This window comes from Gemmatimonas sp. (genome assembly GCF_041689975.1).
Lineage (GTDB): Bacteria > Gemmatimonadota > Gemmatimonadetes > Gemmatimonadales > Gemmatimonadaceae > Gemmatimonas.
In genome coordinates, this window is the sequence record NZ_JBDNFF010000064.1 from 1 (window position 1) to 25,254 (window position 25,254).

The 25,254-nt window shown below is 66.5% G+C and carries 18 protein-coding genes; 10 read left to right on the forward strand and 8 right to left on the reverse strand.

The window, feature by feature from the left end; all coding sequences use genetic code 11:
• Together ACESNG_RS04690 and ACESNG_RS04695 are read right to left on the reverse strand one after the other, a co-directional pair.
• Positions 1–1,262: peptide ABC transporter substrate-binding protein (locus tag ACESNG_RS04690; RefSeq protein WP_373068008.1), on the reverse strand; the 1,262-nt coding region annotated here is incomplete at its 3' end.
• Positions 1,263–1,338: 76 nt separating this feature from the next.
• Complete coding sequence (locus tag ACESNG_RS04695) at positions 1,339–2,121, reverse strand: biotin/lipoate A/B protein ligase family protein (RefSeq protein ID WP_373068010.1); 783 nt, start codon at positions 2,119–2,121, stop codon at positions 1,339–1,341.
• A 173-nt stretch (positions 2,122–2,294) separates the two neighbouring features.
• Here ACESNG_RS04695 and gcvP point away from each other — a divergent pair, with 173 nt between their 5' ends.
• The gene (gene gcvP, locus ACESNG_RS04700; protein WP_373068012.1) at positions 2,295–5,192 is read left to right on the forward strand and encodes an aminomethyl-transferring glycine dehydrogenase; all 2,898 of its coding nucleotides are present in this window, start codon (positions 2,295–2,297) and stop codon (positions 5,190–5,192) included.
• Positions 5,193–5,853: 661 nt separating this feature from the next.
• On the opposite strand, the gene gcvH is transcribed toward gcvP, so the two are convergent.
• The 3 genes from gcvH to ACESNG_RS04715 form a co-directional block, all read right to left on the reverse strand.
• Positions 5,854–6,240 carry a glycine cleavage system protein GcvH gene (gene gcvH, locus ACESNG_RS04705; protein WP_373058972.1) on the reverse strand — a complete coding sequence of 129 codons (387 nt, stop codon included), beginning with the start codon at positions 6,238–6,240 and terminating at the stop codon, positions 5,854–5,856.
• Between the two features lie 28 nt (positions 6,241–6,268).
• Positions 6,269–6,898 carry a dephospho-CoA kinase gene (gene coaE / locus ACESNG_RS04710; RefSeq protein WP_373058970.1) on the reverse strand — a complete coding sequence of 210 codons (630 nt, stop codon included), beginning with the start codon at positions 6,896–6,898 and terminating at the stop codon, positions 6,269–6,271.
• 63 nt (positions 6,899–6,961) lie between these two features.
• Entirely contained in the window at positions 6,962–7,777 is an 816-nt protein-coding gene (locus tag ACESNG_RS04715; protein ID WP_373068014.1) for a helix-turn-helix domain-containing protein, read from the reverse strand.
• A gap of 194 nt (positions 7,778–7,971) precedes the next feature.
• Between ACESNG_RS04715 and ACESNG_RS04720 the strand changes: the two genes are divergently transcribed.
• Complete coding sequence (locus ACESNG_RS04720; protein WP_373068016.1) at positions 7,972–11,115, forward strand: PAS domain S-box protein; 3,144 nt, start codon at positions 7,972–7,974, stop codon at positions 11,113–11,115.
• On the opposite strand, the gene ACESNG_RS04725 is transcribed toward ACESNG_RS04720, so the two are convergent.
• Positions 11,110–11,721, reverse strand: coding sequence for a thymidine kinase (locus ACESNG_RS04725; protein ID WP_373063905.1), 612 nt, complete (start codon positions 11,719–11,721; stop codon positions 11,110–11,112). The two genes, ACESNG_RS04720 and ACESNG_RS04725, sit on opposite strands and share 6 nt — an antisense overlap.
• Before the next feature lie 2 nt (positions 11,722–11,723).
• Positions 11,724–13,574 (reverse strand): DbpA RNA binding domain-containing protein, encoded by a 1,851-nt coding sequence (locus tag ACESNG_RS04730; RefSeq protein WP_373068018.1) that lies wholly within the window; start codon positions 13,572–13,574, stop codon positions 11,724–11,726.
• 276 nt (positions 13,575–13,850) lie between these two features.
• Here ACESNG_RS04730 and ACESNG_RS04735 point away from each other — a divergent pair, with 276 nt between their 5' ends.
• Positions 13,851–15,044 carry a pyridoxal phosphate-dependent aminotransferase gene (locus ACESNG_RS04735; protein ID WP_373063909.1) on the forward strand — a complete coding sequence of 398 codons (1,194 nt, stop codon included), beginning with the start codon at positions 13,851–13,853 and terminating at the stop codon, positions 15,042–15,044.
• Positions 15,045–15,094: 50 nt separating this feature from the next.
• Positions 15,095–15,373 carry an Lrp/AsnC family transcriptional regulator gene (locus ACESNG_RS04740; RefSeq protein ID WP_373063911.1) on the forward strand — a complete coding sequence of 93 codons (279 nt, stop codon included), beginning with the start codon at positions 15,095–15,097 and terminating at the stop codon, positions 15,371–15,373.
• 14 nt (positions 15,374–15,387) lie between these two features.
• On the opposite strand, the gene ACESNG_RS04745 is transcribed toward ACESNG_RS04740, so the two are convergent.
• Entirely contained in the window at positions 15,388–16,371 is a 984-nt protein-coding gene (locus ACESNG_RS04745) for a hypothetical protein (protein WP_373063913.1), read from the reverse strand.
• Positions 16,372–16,491: 120 nt separating this feature from the next.
• Here ACESNG_RS04745 and ACESNG_RS04750 point away from each other — a divergent pair, with 120 nt between their 5' ends.
• Genes ACESNG_RS04750 through ACESNG_RS04775 form a run of 6 tightly spaced genes read left to right on the forward strand, consistent with a single transcriptional unit; the run spans position 16,492 to position 25,250 of the window.
• Positions 16,492–17,520 carry a hypothetical protein gene (locus ACESNG_RS04750; protein WP_373063915.1) on the forward strand — a complete coding sequence of 343 codons (1,029 nt, stop codon included), beginning with the start codon at positions 16,492–16,494 and terminating at the stop codon, positions 17,518–17,520.
• Positions 17,521–17,539: 19 nt separating this feature from the next.
• Positions 17,540–19,549: an ATP-binding protein gene (locus tag ACESNG_RS04755; protein ID WP_373068020.1), complete on the forward strand. Its 2,010-nt coding sequence runs from the start codon at positions 17,540–17,542 to the stop codon at positions 19,547–19,549.
• Positions 19,546–20,538: a hypothetical protein gene (locus tag ACESNG_RS04760; RefSeq protein ID WP_373063918.1), complete on the forward strand. Its 993-nt coding sequence runs from the start codon at positions 19,546–19,548 to the stop codon at positions 20,536–20,538. The genes ACESNG_RS04755 and ACESNG_RS04760 overlap by 4 nt, the downstream gene beginning before the upstream one ends.
• A gap of 57 nt (positions 20,539–20,595) precedes the next feature.
• A complete protein-coding gene (locus tag ACESNG_RS04765; protein WP_373063920.1) occupies positions 20,596–21,792 on the forward strand; it encodes an exonuclease SbcCD subunit D in 1,197 nt (398 codons plus the stop codon).
• Positions 21,793–21,795: 3 nt separating this feature from the next.
• The gene (locus ACESNG_RS04770; RefSeq protein ID WP_373063922.1) at positions 21,796–24,276 is read left to right on the forward strand and encodes an AAA family ATPase; all 2,481 of its coding nucleotides are present in this window, start codon (positions 21,796–21,798) and stop codon (positions 24,274–24,276) included.
• Positions 24,273–25,250 carry a GNAT family N-acetyltransferase gene (locus ACESNG_RS04775; RefSeq protein WP_373068022.1) on the forward strand — a complete coding sequence of 326 codons (978 nt, stop codon included), beginning with the start codon at positions 24,273–24,275 and terminating at the stop codon, positions 25,248–25,250. Before ACESNG_RS04770 ends, ACESNG_RS04775 begins: the two co-directional genes overlap by 4 nt.
• Positions 25,251–25,254 lie beyond the last annotated feature (4 nt).

Sequence of the window (25,254 nt, forward strand, 5' to 3'; positions counted from 1 at the left end):
GGCGTCGCCTTCACGCCGATCACCCGATACTGCTCCTGCAGCAGGACCGCATAGCGCTGCCGTGACGTGCTGCTACTGGGAATGAGGATGTCGAACGCGAGTGGCACGCCGTCGCGATCGCGCACGCCGTCGCGGTCGCTGTCGCGCCAACCCGCGGAATCGAGCAACACGTTCGCGGTGGCGACATCGTACGGAAGCTGCTTGAAGGCCGCCGTATCGGGGATCAGTGCGCGCGGCGCCGGCGCCAGCGCGACCATGCCCAGCGAATCAAAAACGTTGCGCACCAGTCGCTCGCGATCGACGGCCATGTGCAGGGCGCGTCGAACGCGTGGATCGCCGAAGATGGCGTTGGGGCGCGACGGGTTCTTGCGGTCGCGGAGATTGAACCCCAGGAAGCCGTAGCTCAGCGTGCGGTTGTCGATCAGGCGCAGCGACGGGGTGCGCGCGACCTGCGCCAGATTCTCGGGGCGTAGCTGTTCGAGGAAGTCCGCTTCGCCGGCAAAGAGTTTGACCGTCGACGATCCGAAGTCGGGCGCGATGCTCCAAATCACCCGATCGAGCAGCGCCCGTCCGCGTGAGTTCGCCGTATCGGCGATGATCTCGATGCGCTGACCGGGCTCCCAGCGCACGAATCGGAAGCGTCCCGTACCAACAGGACGGCGGCCGAATGGCGCGCTCTCGAGCTTGGTCATGGAAATGGTGTCGAGCAGATGCGACGGCAGCACATACATGTGGTACGTGGCGTCGTAGAACTGCCGTGGCATGCGCCGTTTGAACCAGAACACGGCGGTGCGCGGGTCACGGACCGAGACCGAATCGATGTTGCCGAGTAGTGATTTATTGTCGACCACCAGCGAGTCGCTCGTGTAGACGCGGAACGTATAGCGCACGTCCTCGGCGGTCACGGGTTGACCGTCGTGCCAACGGGACAGCGAATCGAGCGCAAACGCAATGGACAGCGAGTCGTTCGCCCAGGTCCACGACGTGGCCAGTCGCGGTTGAAAACCGCGGTCTCCGTAGGTCTCGAGACCGTCGCCGATCTCGGCGAGTCGATCGAAAAGTACGCCGATGATCGCCGCGCCCTGTGTCCCCGAGCCGAGCGGCGGGAAGAGCGTGTTCGGTTCGGCCGGCACGGTCACAATCAACGTGCCGCCGGTCTCCCCGGCGTCGGCCGCGCGCTCGCTGCCGGCGCAGGCCACGAGGGCGAACGCGATCGTGCAGCAGAGCACACTGGCCGGCCAACGGGGTTGCGAGAGGCGCATAAAAGGCGGTAGTCCGTGAAAGACAGATCGGTGGATCTTTGAGGCAATTACACGAGCGTAGGATGCCGGACGCTCACTATCGGCGCCAGAGCCAGTCGTCATGATCGAGCGCGGCGTGATGGGAGGCCACCCGCATCGAAAAGTCGGAGGAGGGAACGAAAGTGGCGATAGAGCCCTCCGGGGTCGACGCCGCGAGCGAGACGGCCAGGGCATTCACGACCACCGCCCAGTGGCCCTGCGACGGCGCACAGTCCTCCAGCGAAGCCGCAGGCGGCGGTGATGGCATTGGGACGTCAGCGGCTGCGGCCAGCATCGCCTGATCGTCGGCCAGCAGAATGCTGCCGTGCTGCAGGTACGCACCACCCTGACGCCAGACCGCGCTTCCCACGAGCTTCCGGCCGCTCACCATGATCTCGCCGGCTGCCGGTCGATCGAAGCAGAGTGGCCCATCGGGCGCGATCGCCGGTGCCTCCGTGTCCGCGACCAGCTGCGCCGGCACGCCCAGCGACTGCAACGCGCGTAGCAGGACGACGTTCACGGCGGCGTATGCCACGCGCCACGAGTGCTGTTCGTCGAGCGGCATGGCCACACTGTACGTGACCTCACGCGCATGCAGCAACGCCCGCCCGCCGGTGGGGCGACGCACCGCGCGAAGACCCGCCTCGCGCAGCCGCGACGGTGAGAAGCGGCCCACCGTCCGTTCGTTCCGGCCGAACGAGATGGTCGGCGCCTCCCACGCATAGCATCGCCACACGGCGCGCTGCGCGGTTTCCGCCAGTTCCAGCAGCGCGGTGTCGATAGCCATGTTCGTGACGCCGTCGGCGGCGGGCGAGCGTAGAAACGCCCAATGCGGGGGCAACGCGAAAGCCGACGCGCCGTCGGAGGGCGGTCTGGACTGCGGTGCCGCCGCAGCGATCGGGGGAACGACTCGGGAAATCCACACTTTAGTTAAATTTACAATGTCACGGGCGAAACGCGCCGCAGTGGCCCCAACGATTTCACGACGCTTGCACGGGCTTGGCCCGTTTGAGGATGGTCATGAGCACGCGCACCATCTCGTCCGCGCCAGTCGCGGTCGATTCGTTCATTCCGCGCCATCTCGGTCCGAGTGCAGCCGAACAGCAGACGATGCTTGCCGCGCTCGGCTACGACTCCCTCGAGACCTTCATCGACGCCGTCGTTCCGGAAAGCATCCGTTTCCGCGGCACCCTCAACACCGGTCCGGCGCGCAGCGAAGCCGAAGTGCTCGGCGCGCTCAGGACGATCGCGTCGCGGAACACGGTGTACCGCTCGTTCATCGGTATGGGGTACTACGGCACGCACACGCCGAACGTGATTCTGCGCAACGTGATGGAGAATCCGGCGTGGTACACGGCCTACACGCCGTATCAGGCCGAGATCGCGCAGGGACGACTCGAAGCGCTGTTGAATTATCAGACGATGGTGATCGACCTCACCGGACTCGAGATCGCCAACGCCTCGATGTTGGACGAGGGCACGGCGGCGGCGGAAGCGATGGCACTCTGCTTCGGCTCGCGCGGTGGTGCCACGCGCAACGTGTTCCTGATCGGCAGCGACTGTCATCCGCAGACGATCGCGGTGGTGCAGGCGCGGGCGGCGGCGCGGGGTATCGTGGTGCAGGTGGGTGATCCGCGGACCTTCGCCTTCAGCGACAAGGTGTTCGGCGCGCTGGTGCAGTATCCCGGCACCGATGGCGCCGTGGTCGACTATCGCGGCCTGTGCGAAGCGGCGCACACCGCCGGCGCGCTGGTCACGGTGGCCAGCGATCTCCTCGCGTTGTGCCTGCTGGCACCGCCGGGCGAGTGGGGCGCCGACATCGTCGTCGGCAACACGCAGCGCTTCGGCGTGCCGATGGGCTACGGCGGTCCGCATGCCGCGTTCTTTGCCACGCGCGACGAGTTCAAGCGTCTCCTCCCGGGTCGTATCATCGGCCTGTCGCGTGATACGGAAGGTAAGCCCGCGATGCGCATGGCGTTGCAGACGCGCGAGCAGCACATCCGTCGCGAGAAAGCCACCAGCAACGTCTGCACGGCGCAGGTGCTGTTGTCGGTGATGGCGGCGATGTACGCCGTGTACCACGGACCGGAAGGTCTCGTGAAGATCGCCGAGCGCGTGCACGGGCATGCGGCCACATTGGCGGCGGGCTTCGAGAAGCTCGGCTTCGCGATCACGCACGAGCATTTCTTCGACACGGTACGCGTGGAAGTGGGCGCGCATGGTCAGGAAGACATTCTCGCGGCCGCGGCCGCCCATCGTATGAATCTGCGCGTGCTCGAGCCGGGCGCGATGACGGTGGCGCTCGACGAAACGACGACGGAGCGCGATGTCGCCGATCTCTGGACGGTGTTCAACAACAACGCGGCTGTCGACTTCTCCTATGCCGATGTGAGCGCCGGTGTGGACACGCGCTACGACGAGCGATTCCGTCGCGTCTCGCCGTTCCTCACGCATCCCACGTTCCATCGTTATCGCAGCGAGACGGATATGCTGCGCTACATGTACGCGTTGCAGGCTCGCGACTTTTCGCTTGTGCACGGCATGATCCCGCTCGGTTCCTGCACGATGAAGCTGAACGCCACGGTCGAGATGATCCCGGTCACGTGGCCCGAGTTCGGCCAGCTGCATCCCTTCGCGCCCGTCGAGCAGGCGCAGGGCTACGCCCAGCTGTTCGACGAACTCGAACGCGATCTGGCTGAAGTGACCGGTTTCGCCGGTGTGTCGCTGCAACCGAACGCGGGCTCTCAGGGTGAGTACGCCGGATTGCTGGTCATTCGCGCCTACCACCAGTCGCGCGGCGATGCACACCGTACGGTGTGTCTCATTCCGCAGTCGGCGCACGGCACGAATCCGGCCAGCGCCGTGATGGCGGGTTTCTCGGTGATCGTGGTGAAGACGGACACCGATGGCAACATCGATGTGGATGATCTGCGTGCGAAGGCGGAGCAGCACACCGCCGATCTCGGGGCGCTGATGGTGACGTATCCGAGCACGCACGGCGTGTTCGAAGCGAGGATCAAGGAGATCACGTCGCTCATCCATGCGCATGGCGGCCAAGTGTACATGGACGGCGCCAACATGAATGCGATGGTGGGTGTGTCGCGTCCGGGCGATCTCGGAGCCGACGTGTGCCACTTGAACCTGCACAAGACGTTCTGTATTCCGCACGGCGGCGGTGGGCCGGGCATGGGCCCGATCGGCGTAGCGTCGCAGCTGGTGCCGTTTCTCCCCACACATCCGGTGATTGCCACCGGAGGGACGCAGGCGATCGGTCCGATCTCGGCGGCGCCGTGGGGCAGCGCGAGCATCCTGCCGATCTCGTACGTGTACATCAAGCTCATGGGCGGCGAAGGACTCGCCACCGCGACCAAGGTCGCGATCCTGAATGCGAACTACGTGGCGAAGCAGCTCGAGGCACACTACCCGGTGCTCTATCGCGGGCAGAATGGTCTGGTCGCGCACGAGTGCATTCTCGACACGCGCGGTGTGAAGAGCGCGTCGGGTGTGGAAGCGGAAGACATCGCGAAGCGTTTGATGGACTATGGTTTCCATGCGCCGACGCTGTCGTTCCCGGTGGCCGGTACGCTGATGGTGGAGCCCACGGAGAGCGAGTCGAAGGCGGAGCTCGACCGATTCATCGAGGCGATGATCGGCATTCGCGAGGAGATCGCGGCCGTCGAGCGCGGTGAAGTGGATCGCGAGAACAACGTGCTCAAGCGCGCGCCGCACACGGCCGCGCATGTCACGAGCGACGAGTGGGATCGCCCGTACACGCGTCAGCAGGCGGCGTATCCCACGCCGTTCACGCGCGAGCGGAAGTTCTGGCCGTACGTCGGCCGTGTTGAAAGCGCGTTCGGGGATCGCAACCTGGTCTGCTCGTGTCCGCCGATCGAGTCGTACGCGACGTCGTAAGGTCGTTGTGGTGAGTTGGTGCGAACGGCGTGCGTGCTTCGGCATTCACGCCGTTTGTGCTATGGGCTTTGGGCTATCGTGCGGCGAGCCGCGGCGGCCGGGCGCGGGTCATCCTCTTCGCGGCTTTTCTGTGGCGGCGGGCGTTGGCGCGCCGCGCGGCATCGGTGCGGCCGCCACAGAGAGCCGCTCAGTGGACGCCCGTCCCGGCCGCCGCTGGTATCGGCGCGGGGGCTGGGGAGCCCGGTGCGCGCTTCCGACAACGGTGTGATTGCCGCAAAGACCGCGATGGGATTCCATCCTCCGGTGTGACCACGTCGCGTGGTGACTGGGGAGGGGCACGCGCGGATTACGGGCGAGTGGGGACTCGTCTCGGGCTGGGGAGTGGAACGGGGAGGCGGAGATGGCGTTCGTGACCTCGGTGAACCGCGCCCGGAGCGTCGTACTTCCGCGAGCCCTGCGAGGGGCGTGGGTCCCGCGAGCGGCTCTCTGTGGCGGGCGCGCGAACCTCGCGCGGCGTTCCCATGCCCGCCGCCACAGAAAAGCCGCGACCGGGATCCATGCGCCGACCGGGGCGGTCGCACACACCGAGCCCAGCCGCAAAAAACAGGGCCCCGGACAACCGTCCGAGGCCCCACGTACCACGAAACTGCCAAGAAAAACGCTACTCGCCGACCACGCTCGTGTACTCGGCGGCCGACAGCAGTCCCGTGTCACCGCCGGCCGCGACGCGCACCTTGATCATCCAGCCGTCGCCGTACGGATCCGTGTTGATCAACGCCGGCTCGCCGTCGAGGCGACTGTTCGTCTCGACCACTTCGCCGGCCACCGGCATAAACAGTTCCGACACGGCCTTCACCGCTTCCACGGTGCCGAACACGTCGTGCGAGCCATACGTGGCGCCGACCTTCGGCAGTTCGACATACACGATGTCGCCCAACTCACCCTGCGCGAAATCCGTGATCCCGATGGCGACGATCGCGTCGTCGTCGGTGGGGCGGATGTATTCGTGCTCCTTGGTGTAGCGCAGATCGGTGGGGATGTTCGACACGAGGACTCCAGATGGGGAAAAGGAACGATCAGAGTGAAGTATCCGCACTTGCGCCGCGGAGGGGAAGCGCCTGAATCGTCTGCCAGAGCTCGGCGACGCGTACCGGAAGCTGCTCGCGCGGCCCATCGTTGTCGATGATCCAGGTAGCGCCCGTCCTTTTTTTCGCTGACGGCCACTGCGCATCGATCATGGCCTGCGCTTCGTCGCGCGATAATCCACGGTCGTGCGTGAGCCGCTCGAGCCGCTCCGGTTCGAGCGCATCGACCAGAATCACGCCGTCGAAGGCATGCTCGAGCCCGACTTCGAAGAGCAGGGGGATGTCGGAAATCACTACGGCGTCGCCGCGCTGTCTGGCGTCGGCTAGCCGCGCGTCGCGGAGCCGGCTCACGGCCGGGTGCACGATGGCATTGAGGGCATCGCGCGCCACCGGATCCCGAAACACGTGCTGGCGCAGCGCCGGCCGGTCGAGGGTGCCATCGGCTTGCAGAACCGACGGGCCAAAGCGTTCGACGATGGTGGCGAGGGCCACCGTTCCCGGCAACACGGCTTCGCGGGCCAACAGGTCGGCATCTATTATCGTCGCCCCGTGGGCGGCCAGCAGCGCCGTCACGGTGCTCTTGCCGCTGGCGATGTTGCCGGTAAGCGCGAGTTTGAGCATGCGGAAACTTACCACCAACGCGAAAGGGCTCCGGAGTCTCCGGAGCCCTTCGATGCGATCACGTTACGCGGCCGCGCTGCCGTGCAGGTCGTCTTCCGATTCCGAGATCTCACGCCGCTTCTCGCGGTTCACGAGCAACTCCTGAATCACCCAGCTCGATCCGCCCCGCAACCGGATCTGATGCGGAGTGCAGCCGAGGTACCGCTGGCAGGTATTGCGGAACGCGCTGCCCGACGGGAAGTCGAGGGCACTGGCCACGCCGTCGGCGCTGCGCGACCCGTCTTCGAGCATGCTGGCGGCAACGATCAGGCGCCCCCACGTGAGCAGCTGGTGTGGTGGCGGCAACTCCGCCCCTTCCAATCGCTTCGAGAGCAGGCGACGCGAGACCGCGATGAGACGCGCGAGACTGTCCGGCGTCAGGCGCTCGTGCGCCCGGGTTACCGACAGCATCACGGCGTCACGCACTACGCTACGCAATCCGGCGAGATGTGGCTTGAGCAGACTCGAGACGCTGCGTGCTTCCGCCTGATCCAGAAGCGCCGCGAGCATCTGCGGCGTATCCGTTTCTTCGGCAACCACGAGTACATCGATGCCGCAACGACCGGCGTCGAACATATCCTTGGCTCGCTCACGCGTCATGTCCACGTACGCCACAAGGGCTGCGCGAGGCACACGAACGCGCAGCTGGCGCACCCGCTCGAAATCCGCGCGGCCGTCGACATACAGATCGAAGACCACCACGTTGATTGGCCCACGCTCGCAAGCGCGGGTGAGAGACGTCCAGTCCTCGCAAGGCACGAACCGATAGCGGTCTCGCGCGGCAGTACGTAGCCGTGCGAGCCGGGGCTCGTGTGCGAGGAGCGTCGCGATTACGCCCATGCGACGATCCGTTCGGGGAAGAAGGGGCTTGACATTGACATCAGCCAAAAGACGCGGCGAGCCGGGCAATCGTCACTATCGTTCAGCAGATCGGCCGGAGGCACTCTAACGGTCGATCTGACTCGCATGCACATTTCCTGCGGTAGTCACTGGCAACGACGCTCGTGACGGGCTCCATCGACCGCGTCCGCTCCGTGTCCTCCGACCCTCTCGTGCCCTCCGCACTGCTCCTTACGGCCCTCATGGCGCTGGACGATGTCCTGCTCGTGACCGACGCGCAGGGCCGGATCCTCGATGCGAATCAGGCCGCCGGTACGCTACTCGGATTTCCGCTCGAGGCGCTTCGGGGACTACTGCTTCCCCAGTGCGCGAAGCACATCGGCGGCGGCACACTGTCGGAGTGGATCGAGCGCGGGCTTCTGACCCCCGGCGGGCCGTCGTTCGATTTGTCCGTCGGGGACGGCGCCAGCGAGCGGGTGTGGGAAGCCCTGCTGACCGCAGGGACGGCGGCCGGCACCGGCACCCATCCGCTGTCCTTCCGGACGGTACAGCTGCGCGACGTGACGGCGCGTGTGCAATCGGCGCGCGAGGTGGCGCAACGTGAGGCGCACCTGCGCATGCTCACGGAGCACATGCACGAGATGGCCTTCATCCTCCGTATCGAATCGCCGGGGGTCTATCGGTGCGAGGCGGTGAATGCGACATACGTCGTCGCGACGGGGATGGACGCGGCGCAGTTCGTGGGGCATCTGCCGCAGGACGTCTTCCCGCCGGCGGAAGCGGCGATGATGGTGTCGCGGTGCGAGGAAGCCCTCGCCGCGCGCGCGTTCATCGCGTATCGCGAGGTCATGACCCACGACGGGCGGAGCCTGGTCCTCGAAACGCGCCTCAGGGCCATTCGCGACGCCGACGGGATCGCCACCCATTTGCTGGGCCTTGCCCGCAACGTCACCGACCAAGCGGCCGTCTCGAAGGCGCTGCGCGAATCGGAACATCGACTGCGCGGCGTGATCGAGGCCGGCCTTGATGCATTCGTCATCGTCCACGCGCACCGTGCCCCCGACGGCACCATCGAGCGCTTTCAGATCCTGGACGTAAACGCGCGAGCGGCCGACATGGTGAAGCGGAGCCGCGAGGAACTGCTTGGCCATTCGCTGATGGAGATGTTCCCGAACAGCCGTGACTGGCAGCTGTGGGAGCAGTGCTGCTCGGTCCTCATCACCGGCGAAGCGCTGGAGATCACGCAGCATGCGCCCACGTCAGAGCAGCCGCAGCGCTGGTTACAGCGTCAGCTCGTGCCCGTGTCCGGCGACGCCGTGGCGATCGCCTCGCGCGATATCACGCCGCGACACATCGAACGGCTGGCACTCGAGGAAAGTGAGGCGCGACATCGTGAGCTCTTCGAGAACAACGGCGCGGTGCAGTTGCTCGCCGATATCGAGACCGCGCGCATCGTCGATGTAAATCCGGCGGCCGTGACGTTTTACGGCTGGCCGCGCGACACCATGCGCGCGATGTATGTCACGGACCTCGAAGCGGTGGCCCTCGATCACTGGCGTGAGGCCACGTCGGCGATCGCGACCGGCACCGGACTCCGTGTGCAGCGCGAGCATCGCGTCGCCAACGGCGAGCGGCGTCAGGTCGAGGCGTTCATCGGCATGATCGCGATCGCCGGGCGTCGCGTGCTGCACATCATCATTCAGGACACCACCGATCGCGTGCGCGCCGAACGACAGCTCCGCGAATCGGAAGCGCGCTTTCGCGCCGTCATCGCGGGGATGCAGGAAGGCGTCGTGCTGCACGACGAAACCGGTACTATTCGCGCCTGTAACCCGAGCGCCGAACGCATTCTCGGGCTGTCGGGCGCGCAGTTGCTGGGGCTCAATCCGGTCGATCGCGAATGGAGCGCGGTGCACGAAGACGGCACGCCGTGGCCTCCGGACACCCATCCCGCCCTTGTCGCGCTCCAGACCGGCGAAAGCCAGGAGCGCGTGCTGATGGGCGTGCAGCGCGGGGATGGGACGTTCCGCTGGTTGAACGTGACCGCCGATCCGCTGATTCGCTCCGGCGAACAGCGACCGTATGCCTCCGTAGCGGTGTTCACCGACGTGACTGAGGCTCGCAGCTCCGAAGAGCGACTGCGGCAGGCGCAGAAGCTCGAAGCGGTCGGTCAACTCGCTGGCGGCATCGCCCACGACTTCAACAATCTGCTCGCGGTCATTCGCGGCAGCGCGGCGTTCTTGCGCGCGAGCGTCGGTCCGACGTCGCCCTGTGCCGAAGATCTCGATGCGATCGAGCGCGCCACGGAGCGCGCTGAAGAGCTCACGCGCCGACTGCTCGCCGTGGGACGTCGTCAGATGCTGCGTGCGGAATCGGTCGAGCTCAACCAGCTGTTGCGCGGTCAGGTACCCGTCATCCGCGATGCAGTTGCGCTGTCGATCGCGGTGCGACTCGAACTCGGCGAAGCACCCGTCACCGCCGTGGTCGATCGGTCCCGCCTGCTCGACGCGCTCCGCGCGCTGGTGGATAATGCGAGTGCCGCGATGATCGCCAACGGGCACGGCGGCACGCTGTCGCTGGCGGCCGCCATCGTGATGATGCGGCATCCGCAGGCGCCGGCCGCCGAGGCGCCGCGTCCCTTCGCCGTCCTCGTGGTTGCCGATACCGGCGCCGGCATGCGCGACGACCTCAAGGCGCGGCTCTTTGAACCGTTCTTCTCGACGCAGGCGTTCGGCGCCGGCAAGGGGATGGGGCTCGCGTCGGTCCACGGCCTCGTGCACCAGAGCCGCGGGTTCATCGAGTGCGAGTCCGTGGCCGGTGAGGGAACCACGCTCCGCCTGTTCTTCCCGGCGGCGACGACGATCGCGGCGACGACGATCGCGGCGACGATGATCGCGGCGACGATGATCGCGGCGACGACGATCGCGGTGCCGGCGATCGCGGTGCCGGCGATCGCGGTGCCGGCGGTGCACAGCATTCTGCTCGTCGACGATGATCCGATGCTGCTCGATCTCGGTCGGCGCATGCTGGAGAAGATGGGCCACGTCGTCGTGGTGGCGCCCTCGGCGCGGTACGCTCTGGACGTGCTGGCGGCACACGCCGCCGACGTCTCGCTCATGATCACTGATCTGACGATGCCCGAGATGGACGGCCTCGAACTGATCGAGGCCGTCGCCGCCCGGTATCCGACGATGCCGATGGTCGCCGTGAGCGGCTACAGCGTAGATCCGGGGGCACGCGCAACGATCGATGCACGACGTGTGCCCTTTGTGAACAAGCCATTCACCAGTGGTCAGCTCGCCGACGCCATGACGCTGGCCCTCGCTCGCGCGTTATAGCAGTTGCTGCTGTCCTTCCGTCGGACGCGGCACGATGTGACAGGCGCGGCACCGTGCTTCGTAGGAATCGGCCGCACCAACCATGATCGTGGGCGAGTCGTACGGCGCCGGTTTGCCGCCGATCAGTCGCTGATTGCGACTGGCCGGTGACCCGCACAGCACGCAGATCGCGTGCAGCTTGTCGACCATTTCCGCCACCGCCATGAGCTGCGGCATCGGACCGAACGGTTCACCACGAAAATCGCTGTCGATACCGGCGAGAATGACCCGCCGGCCACGATCGGCCAGACTCGAGGCCATCTGCACGATCCCGGCGTCGAGGAACTGCGCCTCGTCGATGGCGATCACCTGCGCCATCGGATCGAGACGCAGCAGAATCTGCGACGAGGAGTCGACCGGAATCGCCTCGAAGGTACGCCGGTCATGGCTGGAGACATTCCAGAGACCGGCGTACCGGTCGTCGAGGTGTGATTTGAAGACTTGCACGCGCTTGCGGGCGATGGTCGCCCGCCGCACGCGCCGCAACAGCTCTTCAGTCTTCCCGCTGAACATCGAGCCAGCGACGACTTCCATCCACCCACCGGACACTTGGAAGCTGCCGCTCATGATCAGCTCTCGCTGCTCTCTTCGGTGTTCGGACGCGGCTTCCGACTCGCATTCTGCATGCGTGCGCCGCGCTCCGACCATTCGGCCCGACCTTCCGCGCGCTCATGCACCGGACGATCGCCGAAGGCACGGCGCTCGTCGTCGGCGCGCGGGGGACGGTCGTTACCACCAGGCGGCGGACTATCACGACCTTCCGGTCGCGGGCCGCGGTCACCACCGAACGACGGGCGGGCCGGCCGATCGCCACGATCGGAGCCACGGGGCGGACGGTCGCCGGTATCGCGACGTGGCGGGCCAAACGTGCGCTCGGTGCGCGGACCACGCGATCCACGGTCGCCACCGCGATCGCCACCACGCGGCGCGTCACCGCTGCGCTCGTCGATGCGGGCGCTGAGACGACGGCCACGCAGCGACACCGAACCCAGAGCCTGCACGACCTTGGCGGCGTCGTCCGCGCTGAGCTCGACGATCGCATGCGACTCGAACAACTCGACTTGTCCGATGCGGTCGCCCGGAATGCCCGCTTCGTTGGCCACGGCACCGACGATATCACCGACGCGCACGCCATCACGCTTGCCGGCGGCCAGGAACACGCGCTGCTTGCCATCGACAACCGGCGCCTCCGGCTTGTGGCCAGCGGCCACTGGTGTGCGCACGGGACCGGCGGTGATGGCCTTGGTTCGCGCCGTGACCAGCTCGCGACGCGCGCCCTCGTACAAACGCAGCGCGGCCGCGGCAATCTCCAGTGAGTCGTGCGTTTCCAGCATCGGCGCGAGCAGCGCCATTTCGCTGGCTGACGTGCCACCTGAATTGGCGAGCGTGGTGCGCAGTGCGGCGCGCAGCGCCTGCACGCGGCTCTCGGCGTTGGCCTTGCGTACGGCCGGCGTCCACGCTTCCGCCAGACCGGCCGTCATGCGACGGAAGGCGGCGAGTTCGTCGGCCAGCAGGAGGGCGACGGCGTCCACCGGGCGCGCCGCGAGCGCTTCGCCGAGCGCTTCATACGACACCGGTGACTCCCAGAGCACCACGAGCGCGACGTGCTGCGACGTAGCTTGACGCACGACCTGCACGTTCAGTCCATCGATCGCCATCCCGATACGCGTCATGGCGGCGAGTGCCTCGCGCTGTCCCGCGTCGGTGGTGGCGACGACCACGACCGACGGCGGATCGACCTCATCGAGAATCGAGCGAAGCGCATCGGCGCGGCCCGAGGCCGACGTGATCACGAAGCTCGGTGTCATCGCGAGCGGAGCGTCACCGGCCAGGATCGGCGTGAGGCGACGGGCGCGACGCATCTGCGCTTCGAGGAATGCCTCGATCTCTTCCGACGCGCTGTCGATCGTGCCGACCCGCATCATGTCTTCCGGCGAATCGCCGAGCAGGGCCTGCAGGGTGTCACCCATCTTGTCGGCAAGGATTTCGTCGAGGCTGAACACGACGAGCACTTGCAGTTTCTGCAAGTCGATAGCGGCTTCCTTGCGGAGCGCGAGGAGGTCGGCGGCGGTGCCGGTGACCACGGCCACCGGTCCGGCGGCGAGGACGCGACGGGCGCGCGTCGCGGACGTGACCGGCACGACTCGCAAGCTGTCGTCAGCCAGCAGCAGACGCGCCTGTTCGGCGGCGCTGAGCGCCTGTTCGACGGTCGGGGTGATCACCAGGCAGGCCGGCGCGGCCACGCCCTGCATCCGTCGGCTGCGTTCGATCCCCGGACGCATGGCGGCGGTCATCATCCGCAGATCTGCGGGTCCCTGCAGCACCACGTGCTGGCTGCGCGTCGCCCCTGGCGACGTCTCTTCCCGTTCTTGCTCGCCCACGCCCCACCCCATCGATTGTCGGTCAGCCTGGCCGCCCAACGGCCAGTGATTGTCGCGCCCCTATGGCGCACCGCGTACCAGTACTGCGGACCCGCGTAGCACACAGCGCGTAGCGCGCCTCTGGTGGGCGCGCTTAATTGCTGCGTGTTCACTGCATGCTGCTACGCATCCCGTCTGTGGTCGCCCGCCGCCCTGCGACGGACCCCCCCCGGGCCTGCCAAGCGCCCGGCCTTGAACGGTAGCCGGTTTCGGCCCCGATCTGCAGGGGGGCGACGAGTTTTCCCTTGGCATTCACCTTCGCTCCGCGCCTCGATCATGTCTCTGGTCTTCCAGCCGTCCGCCAACATCGCCCGACTCAAGGAATCCGCGACGCTGGCGGTGGCCGCCAAGGCCCGGGCGCTCAAGGCTGCCGGTCAGGAGATCATCGACCTGGGCGCCGGTGAGCCCGATTTCGATACGCCGGCGTTCATCCGTCACGCGGCTACGGTCGCCATCGAAGCGGGCGCGACCCGATACACGGCCACCGAAGGCATTCTGCCGCTCCGCGAAGCCATCGCGGCCGACGCCAACCGGCTACTCGCGCACGGGGCGCCGATCACCGCTGCCGAGGTCGTGGTGTCGAACGGTTCCAAGCAGTCGCTCTACAACGCCTGCGTGTGCTGCTTCGGCCCGGGCGACGAGGTGCTGATTCCGTCGCCGGCATGGACCAGCTACTACGAGATGGTGGAGCTGGCACGCGCCGTGTCCGTGCCCGTCTTCGGCGACGAAGCCAACGACCTCAAGGTGACGGCCGTTCAGCTGCTTGCCGCCGCCACGCCGCGCACCAAGGGGTTGATGCTGAATTCGCCCAGTAATCCCACTGGTGCGGTGTACACCCGTGGCGAACTCACGGCGATCCTCGATCTCGCGGCCGACCAAGGCTGGTGGGTACTCGCTGACGAGATCTATCTACGCATCGCGTACGAGGGCGGCGCGCAGTCGGCGCTTGAAGTCGCAAGGACGCGCGAGAATCTGATCGTGATCAACGGCGTCGCGAAGGCATACGCCATGACGGGCTGGCGTATCGGCTGGGCGATCGCCCCGGTGGCCGTCTCGAAGGCGATGACGGCCTTTCAGTCGCACACCACGTCGAACCCGGCGGCCGTGTCGCAGCACGCCGCACTCGCCGCGCTGGCGCGTCACGATGAGGCCGACGAGGCCGTCGATCACATGGTCAAGGAATTCCGTCAGCGCCGCGATGCGGTGGTGGCGGCGCTCGCCGCGTTCCCGACGGTGCGTTATGTCCATCCGGCCGGTGCGTTCTACGTGTATATCAACGTGGCCGGCTTCCGTGGCGCCGCCGATGCCGGCGCGGCGTTCGCGGCGGCCGTGCTCGAGGAGCACAAGGTGGCGGTGGTGCCGGGCAGTGCGTTCCTCACCCCCGACTGGATTCGCGCGAGCTACGCCACGACGGAGTCGGTGGCCGTCGAGGGCGTGACGCGCATCGCCCGCTGCCTCACCGGCGCCTGAGTAAGGCCCCGAGCGGGCAACCGCGACTCTCTCACGTTCCCGAGGCGATCATGATCACGACCATCGTGTTGGTGCAGGCCGATCCGAAGACTATCCCCGCCTGTGCGACCGCGCTGGCCGGCATTCAGGGCGTGAGCGAGGTGTACTCGGTGTCGGGCGCGTGGGATCTCGTGGCCATTGTGCGCGTTCCCGATCTCGAGCGCATCGCGACTGTGGTCACCGAGGAATTCGCCAAAGTGCCCGGCATTGTTCGCACACAAACACTCACGGCCTTCCGTGCGTACAGCCGCCACGATCTCGAACAGGCATGGGACATCGGGGTCGAGTAGTCGATCCCGAGCATTCACGCATGGCAGCGCTGCCGTTCGTTGCGCAGCATTTCGTGCCAAGCGTCCACCTCGTAGCGCAGCACGATCGTGTACAGGGGCGCCCCTTTGATGCTGAGGCCGAAGAACAGCTCCGACTTGCCGTCGTCGTCCACATCGATGTGGTCGAGGTAGCGATAGCGCGGTGGTGACAGCTTGTTGCCCAGCGTGGAGTACGTGAACGTCGGCTTGTAGCCGTACACACCCTTGTCCAGCACGACCACGAAATGCCGGGGACGTGCGCCAATCTGGCGCACGCTATCGGGCGCCACTTCGGGGTCGTCGTACACCACGACGACCGTGGGCCGCGGACCGTTGCCGGTCTCGGCGACGTACACCTCTCGCCGATAGCGCGGCAACATCGACATCGAGATTCCAGCCGCCGGCGCGATCAGGGTGGCAATCGCCTCGATCGCTGTTTGCAATTCGCCTGCCGACAGCGGGGACACCGACTTGAGTGGCGGCCGCCTGCCGCTGGTGAACAGCTCGACACCATCGGGGAGTGACGCCAACGCGCCGGGCAGAATGATCGAGCAGCCGCGGATGGTGTCGAGCGGCGCGCCCTCCCACATGCCGCGCGTCGAGGTGACGGGTGCCAGGGCCCGCCCGCCACGATACGGCGTGAGCGATTTCCCGGCGAACAAGTACTCGAGATCGAACGACCGCCAGCCGCGATCGCTCAAGGTGAGCAGCCGGAATCCCTGCGGTCCCATCGTGGCCAAGGGAACGATGCGCGGTCCGGCGCTGTCGCGCGTGACGCGGAACAGCACTTCCGGATGGGTGGCCAGCAGCGTGCTGTCGCCCTGCCAGACCGGATCCCCCTGGTCGGCCCTGAGCGCGTTCTTGACCCGCGCGGTGGTGTCGCAGGCCGCGCCGAGCAGCGCGAGCGTCAGAGGTAGGGCACGGAGGGCCACGCCGCGGAGTCGCGGGTTGGCGATGGCAGAAGGTCGGAAGAGTCTCACACCGTGAGTTTCGTGGACCGGCGGGCCGAAGTCCACCACTCATGTCCACGAAAGGTCTGATTGTCGGTCTGATGACCGAGCTGATTGTCTGCGAGCACCCGTCCCGCTAGCGTGCCCTTCGTGACCGACGAACGCCCTCCCGCCGATGCCTCGCTCCGTGGAGCCCTCCGTTCGCTCCGCGCGTTGTTCGGTGACGGCGCGCTGGTGGCGGTCGGCAGCGGCCCCACGCTCGAGCGGATCGCCATGCGCAGCGATCCGCCCGCAGTCGCGCCGTGCGCGTTGCTGGAGACGCCGGGAGCGCGCCAGGTTTCGGTATCCCTGGAACCGCTGGTCGTCGCGTTCCTGGACGGCGTTCAGCGCAGCCGCGTCGTGGGCTACCTCTCCGGTTCGCCGCTGATCTACGCGTCGGTCGCGGCCGCCGTCCGTGAGCGCGTGGCGCGCCGGCTCGAAACCTGGCGCGAGCCGAGTGTCCGTCGGGCGCTCTACGTGTCGCGCGGAAAGCTCGGCGAGGCGGCGTGGAACCAACTGGAGGACAGCGGGGTCCCGTTGGTGGATATCACCGCCGACCTGACCGACGACGCGATCCCGGTGCATCCGTTTGCGCTCCGCGCCCGGGCGCTCGATCTGGTGTCACTCGAGCGGGAAGGACTCGAACGTCGACTCGCGGCCGACTGGTGTCGCCGTGAATCGCGGTGGCTCTGGATCGACGGCGGTATCGCCGGTAATCTGGCGGTGAACGAACACGCCACGGCATTCGGCGTGGTGAAGTCACATACCACGCTGTATGGCACGGTGGACCATGTAGAATCGGTGCTTGCGCTCGCGGAGGCGGAGCGATCCCCGGCCTTCCTTCTCGGGCATCGTCCGCGCCGCTCGGTGGTGAGTTGGTATTTGCGCCTTCGCAGCGCGTTTGGCGGTGATCCGTTGCACGGTCTGGTGCGCGTGGAAGTATCCCCGCCGGCCGACGTGCTCGACCTGGAGCACATCACCGAGCACGCGCGCGCCCGGCTCTCCGCGCACTGTGATCGTATCTCCGCCGGCATTCTGGCCGAACGGGCCCCGCTTTCGCTCCCCGATCCGCGTTGGGATACTCTCACGTACGGTATTCATGCCTGCGAGATGTATCTCGATGCGCTGGTCGGAATCTGACCTTCTTCGTCGTGACGCTGTGACTTCGCCTTCCGCTGTTCCCCGTGCCGCGTTCGACGCGGCATCCGCTGACGTGTCGCTGCCACTCGGTCGTGTCGTCGCGACGGAGAAGAAGCCGAACACGCCGCACGAGTTTCATTTCTGGACGGCGATCGACGCCCCGATCGGTATCGGCACGATCGTGCGCGTCGAGGGGAACACGCCGGTGAAGGCCGTGATTCCGCGCGTGTACGGCGTGGTGGTGGAGGGCTTCAGCTACAGCGACCTGCAGTCGCCGTTGCATGATGTCCTCGGGCACGACGGTCGGCCGCATCAGGGCCCGCTGGCGCACACCGATCGCACCGAGATCCGGCTGTACACCGCGTCGGTGTTGCGACACATCCCTGAGGAGCCGCTTCAGCCCGTACCGCTCGGCGCGGTCTACCTCGCCGACGATGCCGACGTCGCGGTGGCGCTGCGCATGGACGGGTATATCACCGGCGAATCGGCCACGGGCATTCCAGTGGGCGTGTATCGCGCCGGTGGCATGCGTTCGCCGATCTTCCTCGACGCCGACTTTCTCGTGGGGCCGGAAGCGGCGCACTTGAATATCTCCGGTGTCTCGGGACTCGCCACGAAGACCAGTGCGATCGAGTGGCTGTTGCAGTCGATCTTCGCGCACTTTCCCGCCCATCGCGGCACGGTGGCGGCGGTCTGCTTCAACGTGAAGGGGCCGGACCTGTGCTTTCTCGATCAGCCGGGAAAACTCGAGCCGGCCGATCTCGAGATGTACGACATGCTCGGTGTGCCACCGACGCCGTTTCAGGACGTGCGCTACTTCGCACCGTTCACCGCACGCGGCTTCGCGCTGAACACGCTGCGCTCGCATCCCGCGCTCGCCGATAGTGTGTCGCCGCTCACGTGGGGCCTCGGCGAAGTGCTGCAGTTTGCCGAGGTGCTGCTGAACAAGGATGACATCGATGCGAAAGCCGACGCGCTCATCGATTTCATCCGGGAACGCGTCGTCGGCAAGGATTTCGAGGAGCCCGGCTTCACGCGCACACACAACGTGCAGTCATTCGCCGATCTCGATGCGTGGTTCCGTGACGTATTGCGCAAGCTCGAAGATTCCAACGGCGACACGTGGCGCACACATCATGCGGCGACGGTGCGCAAAGTCCGGAATCGGCTGTCCAACCTGTCCACACGATGCGCGGGCCTCGTGACCGACGACGGCGCCGTCTCGGATCTACCTTTCGGGAGCTTTGTGGATCGCGCGGTGTACGTGATCGATGTCGCCAACGTGGAGGAAGACGCGCAGGATCTCGTCTTCGCGCGAGTGGTGTCCCGGCTGCGCGAACAACTCGAGCGACGGGAACTCGGCGTCGATCACGTCATCGTCTTCGTCGATGAGTTGAACAAGTATGCGCCTCACGATGGTCCCGATACCTATGTCCGCAAAATGCTGCTCGATATCGCCGAACGCGGCCGTTACCTCGGACTCGTGCTCTTCGGCGCACAGCAATTCCGCTCGCAGGTGCATCGTCGCGTGACCGGTAACGCGGGCACGGCACTGTACGGGCGCATGGACGGCGACGAGCTGGCATCACCCGGCTATCAGGTGTTGAGCCCCGCGATCAAAGCGCGTATGGCCACGCTCGACAAAGGACAGCTGATGGTGCGTCATCCGCATTTCACGCAGCCGGTGTTCGTTCGCTTTCCGCGGCCGTCGGTGATGTCCGGTCGCGAGGGCGTGGAACGGTTCCCGCAGGCGCCGGAGCCGTCGCTGGCGCAGGCCGTCACACGCGAGTTGCGTCGACTCGATGACACCATCGAGCTCGGCTTCGTGCAGCAAACCATCCTGTTGTACGACGAACAGGTCGTGCTCGCCGCGCGCAACGCGGTGGTGCGCACGCGACCGGACGACGTGAAGCGCGCCTTCACGCGTGAACTGGCGCGACGTGCGCGCCCGACCGCCAGCGACGTCGAGGCCGTGGCGCCGCGTCCGCGCGCACTGCGTTCGTTCTCACCCGACGAATACGGCGGATGACATCCGCGAGCGGGGTCCGCGGCTGGCAGATCGCCCACGTGTGCCGCGTGCTGACCGGCACCTGCACGCTCATGCTGCTGCAGATGCTCGCCGGCGCGCCCCAGCTGTCCGCCCAATCCCTGCGCGCCGGCCCCGACGGCATGACGCTCATCGTGCGGCCGCGCGTCGGTGATACGCTACGCTTGCAGATGGAGCAGACCATCGAGATGAGTGGACGCCGCACGGAATCATCGGTGCCACCGGTCGGCTCGGGGGCCGGAATCGATGGGCGTCGCGCCGGCGGAAGCACGCCACCGGCATCGAAGTCGCCGGAGTATGGTCCGCGTCGGGCGCGGGCCTCGCTGCATGTCACCAAACTCGTCATGTACGCGCACTCGCTGGTCGAGGCGAGCGACCTGTCATCCACGACCCTGCTGGCCACGACGGATTCGATGGCCATGTGGGCCGGCCCCGCTGCCGAACAGGGACGGCTCGAAATGCTGCCACTTCCCGCCGACGGTCGGCAGGTGCGCGTGCGCGTGACCCCCGACGGTGCCATGCGGGTGAGCGATCCGCCGCCAGGGGCGATGGAACTCGGGGCCACTCTGGCCTCGATGCCGGCGCTGTTGCCTGACAATGCGGTGCGCGTGGGCGAACGCTGGGTGCGCGACATCATGCTCCCCTCGCTTCCGCTCAGCGGCTATCGCGCCGACGGCGTGGTGCGCACGCGGTTCCGCCTGGATTCCCTCACGCAGCGTGGACGGAACGCCTGGATCTCCATGGACGGTGAACTGCGACGGGACGGTGCCGCACGTGAGCTGCCCGTCGGTACGCGGGTAATCACCGCCGGCACCGTGCGCGGCACGATGGTCCTCGACCGCCTGCGTGCCTGGATCGTCGATGCCCGTACCGTCATCGACGTGCAGTCCGAAGTCACGCCCGGCCCCGCCGAGGCGGCTCAGCCGATGTTGCTCGACCTGCGCATCGTGCAACGCATTCGCATCCGCTGACCGGCGTGGGCGTAGTCTCGACCTTTGAGCGGACAGGGTCGTTCTGTACCTTGCAGCATGCGCCTGGTCCACCTCAGCGATCTCCATCTCGGATTCCGCCAGTATCAACGGCTCACGCCGACCGGAATCAATCAGCGCGAAGCTGATGTCGCCGCGACCGTGTCGCGTGCGGTCGCCCAGATCATCGAGTGCGCGCCCGATCTGATCGTTGTCGGCGGTGACGTGTTCCACACGGTTCGCCCATCGAACGGCGCGATTCTCCATGCGTATCGCCTATTCCAACGACTGCTCGAGGCGCTCCCGAACACGAAGATCGTCATGGTTGCGGGAAATCATGACGCGCCCCGCACCTTGGATTCCGGGTGCATACTTCGGCTGTTCAGGGAGATCGGCATCAAGGTCGCCGACGACAAGCCCGAGTTGTTCGAGTTTCCCGAGCTCTCCCTTTGCGTCATGGCGGTGCCGGATGCACCGGGCGTTGACCGCCCGCTGATGACGCCACCGGACGGATTCGCTCACAACGTCTTGTTGATGCACGGCGAGATCGAAGGAATGCTCGCATCGCAAGTAGCCTCGCCGGAGCGGGCAGCTATCGAAATACCGCTGACAGAACTTCATGCCGACAAGTGGAGCTACGTCGCGCTGGGCCACTACCATGTGTACCGGAAGTTGGCGGATCGCGTTTTTTACAGCGGCTCCATCGACTACACCAGTTCGAATCCCTGGGGAGAACTGAAGGAGCAACGTGAGCGATCCGTGCCTGGGAAGGGATTCGTCGAGCACGACCTGGGTACTGGCGCGCATCGCTTCCATCCGGTGGCGCCATCGCGTCCGTTGCTGGACCTCGAACCGATCGACGCCAGTGGCATGGGCGCGGTCGAAGTCGACAGCGCCTTGCGCGCGCGCGTGGACAGCGCGATCGGCGGAATCGACGGTCGCGTCGTGCGCGTGACGGTGCGCAACATCGCGCGCCATATCGTGCGCGAGCTCCATCATGAATCGTTGCGCGAGTATCGCAAGCGCGCCATGCACTTTCACCTGGATACGCGACGACCGGAGGTATTGGCGCGTCGCGGCAAGGGCGAAGGCGCGCCCGGCCGTCGGGCCACGTTACCGGAACTGGTGGCCGAGCGCCTCAACGAGCGTCCCTTGCCACCTGGCGTCGATCGCGAGGCGCTGGTGTCGCTCGGCCTGCGCTATCTGCAGCAGGCGGAAGACGCGGCAATGGCCGCCCTCCCCGTGCTGGAGAGCTGACAGTTGCGATTGATTTCTCTCCGTCTGCAGAACTTCCGGCAGCACGCCGATACGCGTATCGAGTTCGAGCGAGGCCTCACGGGTATCATCGGCCCCAATGGTTCGGGCAAGTCCACCCTGCTCGAAGCGATTGCGTGGTCGCTGTACGGGACCCCCGCGGCGCGTGGCACACGGGATTCCATTCGCTTCTCGCGCGCGGTGCCTCGCGCCTCCGTGAAAGTGGAGTTGGAGTTCGAGCTTGCCAGCCACCGCTATCGCGTGGTCCGTGGACTCACCAACGCCGAGGTGTTTCTCGACGGCGGCGATGCGCCGGTGGCGAGCACGATTTCAGGAGCTACCGAGTTCCTTCAACGGCGTCTCGGCATGACGCGCTCGGAGTTCTTTCACACCTACTTCACGGGTCAGAAAGAACTGGATGTCATGGCTGCGCTCGGTCCGGCCGAGCGGGCGCGCTTCCTGTCGCGCGTGTTGGGCTATGACCGGATCAGCGGGGCGCAGGAGATCGCGCGCGAGCGTCGTCGTGCCCTGATGGCGGAAATCAACGGGCTCAAACAGGGCATGCCCGACGCCGACGCCATATGGCGTGGTGTGGCTGATGCCGAGGCGCGGCTCGCGGTGGCGCGGACGCGTGCAACCGAGGCCGAGGTCGCGCGCGTCAATACCGCCGACCGTCTGAGCGCCGTGGCGCCGCAGTGGCTCGATGCGCAGGCCCAGCGTGACCAGATGCAGCAGCTGCTGGCCGAGTTGCGCGTGGCCGAGAGCGAGGCCATGGGATTCGCCCGCGAAGTGGAGCGCCTCGACCGCGAACTCGATGCGGTGGCCATCGCGCACGGTGAACTCGCGCCGTTACGGCACGCTATTCTGCCGCTGCCATCGCTGCGCGCGGAACGGGAATCGCTCGAGCAGCTTGCCGAGGCCGACGCGCGACGGCAGGCGCTAATGGAACGGGTGCGCACGGTGGCCGAGGAAGATGCCAAGCATGCCGAGCGCGCGGCGCGATTGGAATCGGCGCCCGCTCTGGAGCGCGAAGCGCAGATGCAGATCGCGACGCTGCGCGGCACACTTCCCGACGTGGAGCGCACGCTCGACGGCGAGCGCACGGCGTGGGCCAAGGACGGTCAGGAGGCAGAGACGCGGCTGGACGGACTCCGGCGGCAGTACACCGAGCTCTCGGAGCAGCGCGACACGCTCGAGGGCTTGGGCGAAGAGTCACCGTGCCCGACCTGCGGACGGCCGCTCGGTGGGTCGTATCGTGGTGTGCTCGAGCTGCTCAATGAGCAGATCGAGACAGTCCGTATCGACGGCAACTACTACCGTCAGCGCGTCGAGCAATTAGCCGCGTTGCCGGCGGCGATCGAAGCGCTGGACGAGCAGCGTCGGACCATGCAGACGGAGCTGTCGGCCGCAGAACGACGGTTGCAGCGCATTCAGGATGCGCTGGGCGAGGCATTGAAGGTCGCTGATTTACGCAAGGGCCTCGCCGCGCGACTCACGGAGGCCACCGAGCAGCTGGCCGTATTGCCACTGGGCTATGATGCGCAGCGACACCGCGCGCTGCGCGACGAGGTGGTGCGATTGCAGGAGCTCGAAACGAAAGCGGCCCGCGTGGGCGGTCTCGTGGAGCGCGAAGATGTGACGCGCACCGAGCGTGTGCGTGTCACGGCCGTACGCGACGCGGCACGCACGAAGGTGGTCGAGCTCGAGCGTCAACGCACCGCGCTGGGAATGGACGACACGTCGTACCAGCGGGTCCGTGATGCGCATGAACGCGCGTCGGCCGAAGCACGCCGTGCCGAACTCGATGCGGTCAGCGCTGCCGGTGAAGCGGAACGCGCCCGTGCCGCACTCGACAGCGCCGAGCAGGGACGTCGTGACCTCGCGCGTTTACAGGAAACGCTCGACGCGCTCGAGAGGGACAAGCAACTACACGATGAGCTCGACCGTGCGCTCACGGACCTCCGGACCGATCTCAACTTCCAGCTGCGTCCCGAACTGGCCACCATTGCCAGCAAGTTTCTGGGTGAGCTCACAGATGGACGTTATCGCGAACTCGAGTTCGACGAGGATTATCGCGTCCTGATCATGGAAGACGAGATCCCGAAACCCGTTATATCCGGCGGCGAGGAGGACTTGTGTAACCTTGTCCTGAGACTGGCGATTTCACAGATGATCGCTGAACGGGCAGGACAGGCATTCTCCTTGCTGATTCTCGACGAAGTATTCGGGTCACTCGACGAAGGTCGCCGAGCAAACGTGGTCGATCTTCTCCGCAACCTTCACGGCCGATTCGAGCAGGTCATCGTGATCACGCACATCGAGCAAGTCCAGGAGGGTTTGGATCGCGTCCTCATGGTCGAGTACGACGATGCACGCGGGTGCAGCGTCGTGCGCGTCGGCGCCCGTGCGATCAATACCGATCCGTCGGACCAGGACGCGTACGCACAGGCCGCCAACGGTGACGCCCTTTCGCTGGCGGAGACATGACCGTATCACCGCGCACCTCGCGCAGCGCCCGTCCGCTGGAAGGGCCGATCGTCGCCACGGTCGAAGACATTCCGCAGTTGAACGACGTGTTCGCCGAGGCGTTTACCGAGCGCTATCGAAAGGATGGCATGACGGGCGTTCGGGTGCCGCCGCTCAATCCGTCGATCTGGCGCTACGCCATCGAGGATGCCGGCGACGGTGCCCTTTGCTGGCGCGACGAACGCGGGCGTATTGCCGCATTCAACATGGTGCATCACTCCGGCACCGAGGGCTGGATGGGACCGCTGTGTGTTCGCCCCGACAGCCAAGGCGCCGGACTCGGCAAGATCATCGTGCAGAGCGGCATGCGCTGGCTGCGCCAGCAGTCCGTGAAAGTGATCGGTCTCGAAACGATGCCGCGCACCATGGACAATATCGGGTTTTACTCGAATCTCGGCTTTGTTCCCGGACATCTCACCGTCACGCTCACACTCGACGCGGCACTGGCTGAACGCGAGCCGCAGCTGTTGTCGCGGTTGTCGTTCCTCGAAAAGGACGCCGCGATCAGCGCGTGTCGCGAACTCACGACGCGGGTGATGCCAGGGTATGACTTCACGCGCGAACTCGAGCTTACCGACCGCCTCACGCTGGGTGATACGATTCTGGTGGGGCCGCCGGACGCCCCCATCGGTTTCGCCGTCTGTCATACCGCGCCGTTGGTCGAGGGCCGGACACGGGACGAACTACGGGTGCTCAAGCTCGTGCTGGCCCGTCGTAGCAGCTTGCCGCAGCTGCTGGGCAGCCTGGCCGATCTGGCGCGCCGCACGGGTACCCGACGCGTCGCGATTCGACTGCAAGGCGACTATCCGGACGCGTATCGTACACTGATCGCGCTGGGCGCACGGGTGCGCTGGACGGACTTGCGGATGAGCGCGTACGGATGGACCGAAATCCCCCCCGTCGAGGGGATGATCCTCTCGAATTGGGAGATTTAGAGCG